The organism is Streptomyces poriticola (assembly GCF_036689765.1).
Classification (GTDB): domain Bacteria; phylum Actinomycetota; class Actinomycetes; order Streptomycetales; family Streptomycetaceae; genus Streptomyces; species Streptomyces poriticola.
Map to the genome: position 1 here is coordinate 1 of NZ_JBAGKH010000068.1, position 4,876 is coordinate 4,876.

5 protein-coding genes and 2 pseudogenes are annotated in these 4,876 nt (G+C 70.9%); all 7 read right to left on the reverse strand.

The window, feature by feature from the left end; genetic code table 11:
* Positions 1-233 (reverse strand): annotated as a pseudogene (locus V5O46_RS31350) (IS256 family transposase); the annotation flags it as partial.
* Between the two features lie 216 nt (positions 234-449).
* Positions 450-1,709: an MFS transporter gene (locus V5O46_RS31355; RefSeq protein WP_332888128.1), complete on the reverse strand. Its 1,260-nt coding sequence runs from the start codon at positions 1,707-1,709 to the stop codon at positions 450-452.
* Between the two features lie 68 nt (positions 1,710-1,777).
* Positions 1,778-1,963 (reverse strand): hypothetical protein, encoded by a 186-nt coding sequence (locus tag V5O46_RS31360; protein ID WP_332888129.1) that lies wholly within the window; start codon positions 1,961-1,963, stop codon positions 1,778-1,780.
* Between the two features lie 57 nt (positions 1,964-2,020).
* The gene (locus V5O46_RS31365; RefSeq protein WP_332888130.1) at positions 2,021-2,215 is read right to left on the reverse strand and encodes a hypothetical protein; all 195 of its coding nucleotides are present in this window, start codon (positions 2,213-2,215) and stop codon (positions 2,021-2,023) included.
* Between the two features lie 40 nt (positions 2,216-2,255).
* A complete protein-coding gene (locus V5O46_RS31370; protein WP_332888131.1) occupies positions 2,256-3,209 on the reverse strand; it encodes an alpha/beta hydrolase in 954 nt (317 codons plus the stop codon).
* Positions 3,210-3,452: 243 nt separating this feature from the next.
* A complete protein-coding gene (locus V5O46_RS31375) occupies positions 3,453-4,496 on the reverse strand; it encodes a 2-oxoacid:ferredoxin oxidoreductase subunit beta (RefSeq protein ID WP_332888132.1) in 1,044 nt (347 codons plus the stop codon).
* 7 nt (positions 4,497-4,503) lie between these two features.
* A pseudogene (locus tag V5O46_RS31380) lies at positions 4,504-4,876 on the reverse strand (2-oxoacid:acceptor oxidoreductase subunit alpha); the annotation flags it as partial.

Sequence of the window (4,876 nt, forward strand, 5' to 3'; positions counted from 1 at the left end):
CCCGCCGGGTCGTGCTTGTCGTAGCCGAGGTGGTCCGTGATCTCGCCCTCCAGGGCGGACTCCAGCAGCCGCTTGGTCAGCTGCTGCAGCAGCCCGCCCTCGCCGGTCAGTTGCAGACCCTCGGCCTGGGCACGGCCCACCAGCTCGTCGATCAACTGATCGTCCACGGCCTTCGCAGACACAGCCTTCACAGGCTCGACGGCCTCAGCCTCGGACACGTTCTCACTGGTCATCGATGCATCCTCCATGATCGGGAGTTACACCGATCGTTTTACAGACCCCCTCCTCGGTGAACCAGCCGGACACGGGAAGCCCGAATCGTCCCCCGCGGGCGCTTCCGACGACAGCGACGAGGTGCAGCGGCTTTCCGGCGTCTTCGTCTCTCCCCGAGTTGTTCCGAAGCGTCTCTGGGCAGCGGGTGGAGGTTCGTGGCTGAACCTCGGTCCAGGTCAGGCGGTGGTCCGGGCCTTCGTCGCGACGGGGTCGGGATCCGGGCTGAAGGGGGTGGTGCGGAGGTGGAGGGCGAGGATCGCCAGGGCGGTCAGGGCGGATGCCGTGCCTCCGAGTACGAGGCCGGAGCGGGCGCCCAGTTCCTCGCTGAGGACTCCGACGAGAAGGGCGCCGAGAGGGGTCGTGCCCTGGAAGACCAGGGTGTAGAGGGCCATGACGCGGCCCCGGTAGGCGGGGTCCGTGCCGAGCTGGATGCGGTGGTTGGCGGCCTGGGCGAAGCAGATGGAGCCGAAGCCCGTGCAGAACAGCAGTACCGCGGCCACGGCGTAGGTGGGTGCCAGGCCGGCCAGGGCCTGCAGGATGCCGAAGCCGAGTGCCGCCCCGATGACCAGGCCGAGCGGTGGTCTGCCGCGGCGCAGGGTCGTGGCGAACGCGGCGGCGAGGGAGCCGGCCGCGAGGGCGGTGGTGAGCAGCCCGAACGCGGCGGCGTCGGCGTGGAAGACGGTCTTCGCGAGCAGCGGCAGGGTCAGCTGGAAGTTGAAGCCCAGCATGCCGATCACTCCGACGAGCACCATCGGCAGGACCAGGTCGCGGCGGGACGTCAGGTGGCGGATGCCGTCCTTGACGCGGGCGCGTTCGGGGCGGGGGCCGCTGCGGTGGAGTTCCGCGGGGCGCATCATGCGCAGGCCCACCACGGTCGCCAGATAGCTGGCGGCGTTCAGGAGCATCACGGCCGCGGTGCCGGACCAGCTGATCAGCAGGCCCGCGAGGGCCGGGCCGACGACGCGGGCCGAGTTGAAGTAGGCGGCGCTCAGTGCGGAGGCGTTGGGCAGCAGTTCGGCGCCGACGAGTTCGCTGACGAAGGCCATGCGGGTGGGCACTTCGAAGGCGTTGGCCGTGCCGAGTCCGAGGGCGAACAGGTAGACGTGCCACAGCTCCACCCGCTCCGTCAGGACCAGCAGGGCGAGCAGCAGCGCGAGGACGCCCGAGGCGAGGTTCACGGCCGTCAGCAGGCGGCGTTTGTCGTAGCGGTCGGCGAATCCGCCGGCGTGGAGGGTGAGCAGCAGCAGCGGCGTGAACTGCAGGGCGGTCACCACTCCGAGGGCCGTACCCGAGTCGCCGGTCAGGGACAGCACCAGCCAGTCCTGGGCGACGATCATCATCCAGGTGCCTGCGACGGACACCAGTTGGCCCGCCGCGAAGAGCCGGAAGTTACGGATCGTCAGGGACTGGAAGCTGCTGGCGAGGGTGCGTTTCATCGGGTCCTTCACGGGGTTCGGCGGGCCCTTGGCGCGTGTGGGGCGCGTGCCGGGGTGTGCTGCGCGGGTCAGCGGCGCCTGCCGCGGCTGCAGTGCGGGGTGTAGAGGTTGCGGGCCTCTTCCCCGGCGCTGCCCCGGCGGCTTGCGTCGTCACGGGACTGCGGGCGGGGGCGGCGCAGCAGCGGCAGGGCACGCAGCAGCACGAGCCCCTTCGGCCGGAGGGTGTCGGTGCCGTGACGCCAGATCAGAGGCATGGTGATGATCCTCGTTCTCCTGGGAGAGGGAGCGGTATGCGGAAGGGGGCGGGGGTGTCAGTCGAGGCCGCGGAAGATGTGCCGTTCGGGGGTGTCCCGCTCTTCGCCGGCGAGCAGTGCGGGGCGGCTGGTGCCGGGCGCGCCGGTGCCGGTCCGGCCGGTGTCCGGGTCTTCGCGGACGGGCTCGTCGGTGCCCGGGTCTTCGCGGACGGGCTCGTCGATGACCTGGTGTTTCAGAGTGCTGGGGCTCACCGTTGCGCCTTTCGTGCGTGTGGTCGGGGCGGGGCCTTTCTCACGCGTGCACGCGTGTGGGCTGGGCTGCTGCCGGACGAGGCGTGTCCGGTTCTTCCGCGGCCGGTCGGGGGCGGCGCGCGGGCTGTCTTCGGGGTGGCGCCGTGTGCCGGGCCAGGAGGCACTCCTCCAGGAATCCCAGCGCCCTCAGGTGGTAGGTGCGGGCCGCCCAGCCGAGGCTGATGTTGTGCCCGGCGTCCGGCTGGTGGTCCACCGTCGCCTTCGTGGCGGACAGTGGTGCGGTGAGCTCCGCCAGGGCCTCTTCGTCGAAGCGCCACCACTGTTCCTGCTCGGCGAAGGTGAACCTGACGGGGACTGTGACCCGGGCGGCGATGCCCGGGTACAGGCGGGGCCACAGGGGGCCCTCGCTCGCCTCGAGTCCTGGCACCGGCGACACCAGTGCGCGGCCGAGGCGGAAGGCGTCCGGCGGGTAGAACCGCAGGGACCCCCAGTGCCGGCGCCAGTCGCCGTGGCCGTCCGGGCCGGGCAGCCGGTGCGCGTCCACGGCCAGGGTGCTGCCGAGGCCGGATATGTCCAGGCCGATGAGCGGGCTGGTGGCCGGCCCGGCCGCGGCGGCCAGGGCCAGTTTGCCCCCGTTGGAGTGTGCCACCGCGAAGAAGCCCGCGCCGATGTCGTGGGTGCCCGCGAAGTCGCCGAGCGCGGCGTGCAGCGTCGCCGCCTGGCGGTCGACCGTCTGCCCCTTGGGCAGCCGCACGGCGGAGGCTCCGTATCCGGGCCGGTCCACGGCCAGTACGGAATAGCCGAGCTGAACGCCCAGTTCGAGCAGGGAAAGGCCGGGCCTGGCCCGGCTGTCGAAGTAGCCGGCGCTCATGCCGCCGCCGTGGATGGCCACCACCACGGCGTGCGGCGGGCCGGACGGCTCGGCGAGCAGGGCGGACATCGGAATGCCCGCGGCGTCGAGCACGATGCTGTGGATCTGTGCAGCTCCTGCCATGTCAGCTGCCCCCCGGCGCACGCGAGCGGCCGGCGGAAGGCGGGGATTCCCGTACGGGACGCTCCTTGGCTCTCCCCACGACGACGGCGACGCCCCATGCGAGGCGTCGCCGGACCAGAGTGCCGAGGGCGGGCGGGTGTACCTGTCTGTGTCGGGCTGGTGTGTTGTCAGCGGTCGAAAGCATGATCTCTCCCTGGGCCAGGCGGTTGCCTCGAAGTGGGAAGCGCACCGCGCCGGGTCCGGTCAGCCGGCGACGGTCCAGGTGTCGTTGCCGGTGAGGAGTGCGGCGAGGTCGCCCTTGCCGTACTGGTCGGTGGCCGCATCCAGCTGGTCGGACATCTGGGTGTCGTAGACGGGCCGGCCGGTGGAGCGGAACACGCCGATCGGGGTGTGGTGCAGGGTGTCGGGGTCGGCGAGCCGGGACAGGGCGAACGCGGTCGTCGGGGACGCGGCGTGGGCGTCGTGGACGAGGATCTGTGTCTGGTCGGTCTCGGTGAGGGGGACGACTTTCAGGTCCCCGGTCCGGTGGTCGCGGATCACGGCTCTCGTGCCGTGGGGGCCGAGGACGACGGGCTTGCCGTGTTCGAGGCGGATCACGGCTTCCTCGGCCTGCTGTGTGTCCTTGAGGGCTTCGAAGGCGCCGTCGTTGAAGATGTTGCAGTTCTGGTAGATCTCCACCAGTGCGGTGCCGGGGTGGGCGGCGGCCTGCCGGAGCACGTCGGTGAGGTGTGCGCGGTCGGAGTCCACGGTCCGTGCCACGAACGAGGCTTCGGCGCCGATGGCGAGGGAGACGGGGTTGAAGGGTGCGTCGAGGGAGCCCATCGGCGTGGATTTGGTGATCTTTCCGGCTTCGGAGGTCGGGGAGTACTGGCCTTTGGTGAGGCCGTAGATGCGGTTGTTGAACAGCAGGATCTTCAGGTTGACGTTGCGCCGCAGGGCGTGGATGAGGTGGTTGCCGCCGATCGACAGCGCATCGCCGTCACCCGTGACCACCCACACCGACAGATCCGGACGGGAGGAGGCCAGACCGGTGGCGATGGCGGGGGCGCGGCCGTGGATGGAGTGCATCCCGTAGGTGTTCATGTAGTACGGGAAGCGGGAGGAGCAGCCGATGCCGGAGACGAAGACGATGTTCTCCTTGGCCAGGCCCAGTTCGGGCATGAAGCCCTGCACGGCCGCCAGGATCGCGTAGTCGCCGCAGCCCGGGCACCAGCGCACCTCCTGGTCGGACTTGAAGTCCTTGGCGGTCAGGGGGAGTCGGGTCCTCGAGGGGGGGTCGGGCCTCAGGGGGGTTTCAGTTCTCACGGAGGGCCTCCTCGATGGCCGCGGCGAGCTGCCCGGCCTTGAACGGCATGCCGTTGACCTGCTGGTGACTGCGGACGTCGATCAGGTACCTGGCCCGCAGCAGCATGGCGAGCTGGCCCAGGTTCATCTCGGGGACGAGTACGCGTTCGCAGCGGCGCAGCACCGCGCCGAGGTTCGCAGGGAAGGGGTTGAGGTGCCGGATGTGGGCCTGTGCCACTTCGAGGCCCGCGCGGCGTGCGTCCCGTACAGCGGCGGTGATCGGCCCGTAGGTGGAGCCCCAGCCCAGCACCAGGAGGCGGGCCCGGCCGCTCGGGTCGTCGACCTCGAGATCCGGGACCTGGATGTTGTCGGTCTTCGCCTGC

Excerpts from the sequence above, each read along its gene's own strand:
- V5O46_RS31360 (WP_332888129.1), bottom strand. The coding sequence starts at position 1,963 with ATGCCTCTGATCTGGCGTCACGGCACCGACACCCTCCGGCCGAAGGGG.
- V5O46_RS31355 (WP_332888128.1), bottom strand. The coding sequence starts at position 1,709 with ATGAAACGCACCCTCGCCAGCAGCTTCCAGTCCCTGACGATCCGTAAC.
- V5O46_RS31370 (WP_332888131.1), bottom strand. The coding sequence starts at position 3,209 with ATGGCAGGAGCTGCACAGATCCACAGCATCGTGCTCGACGCCGCGGGC.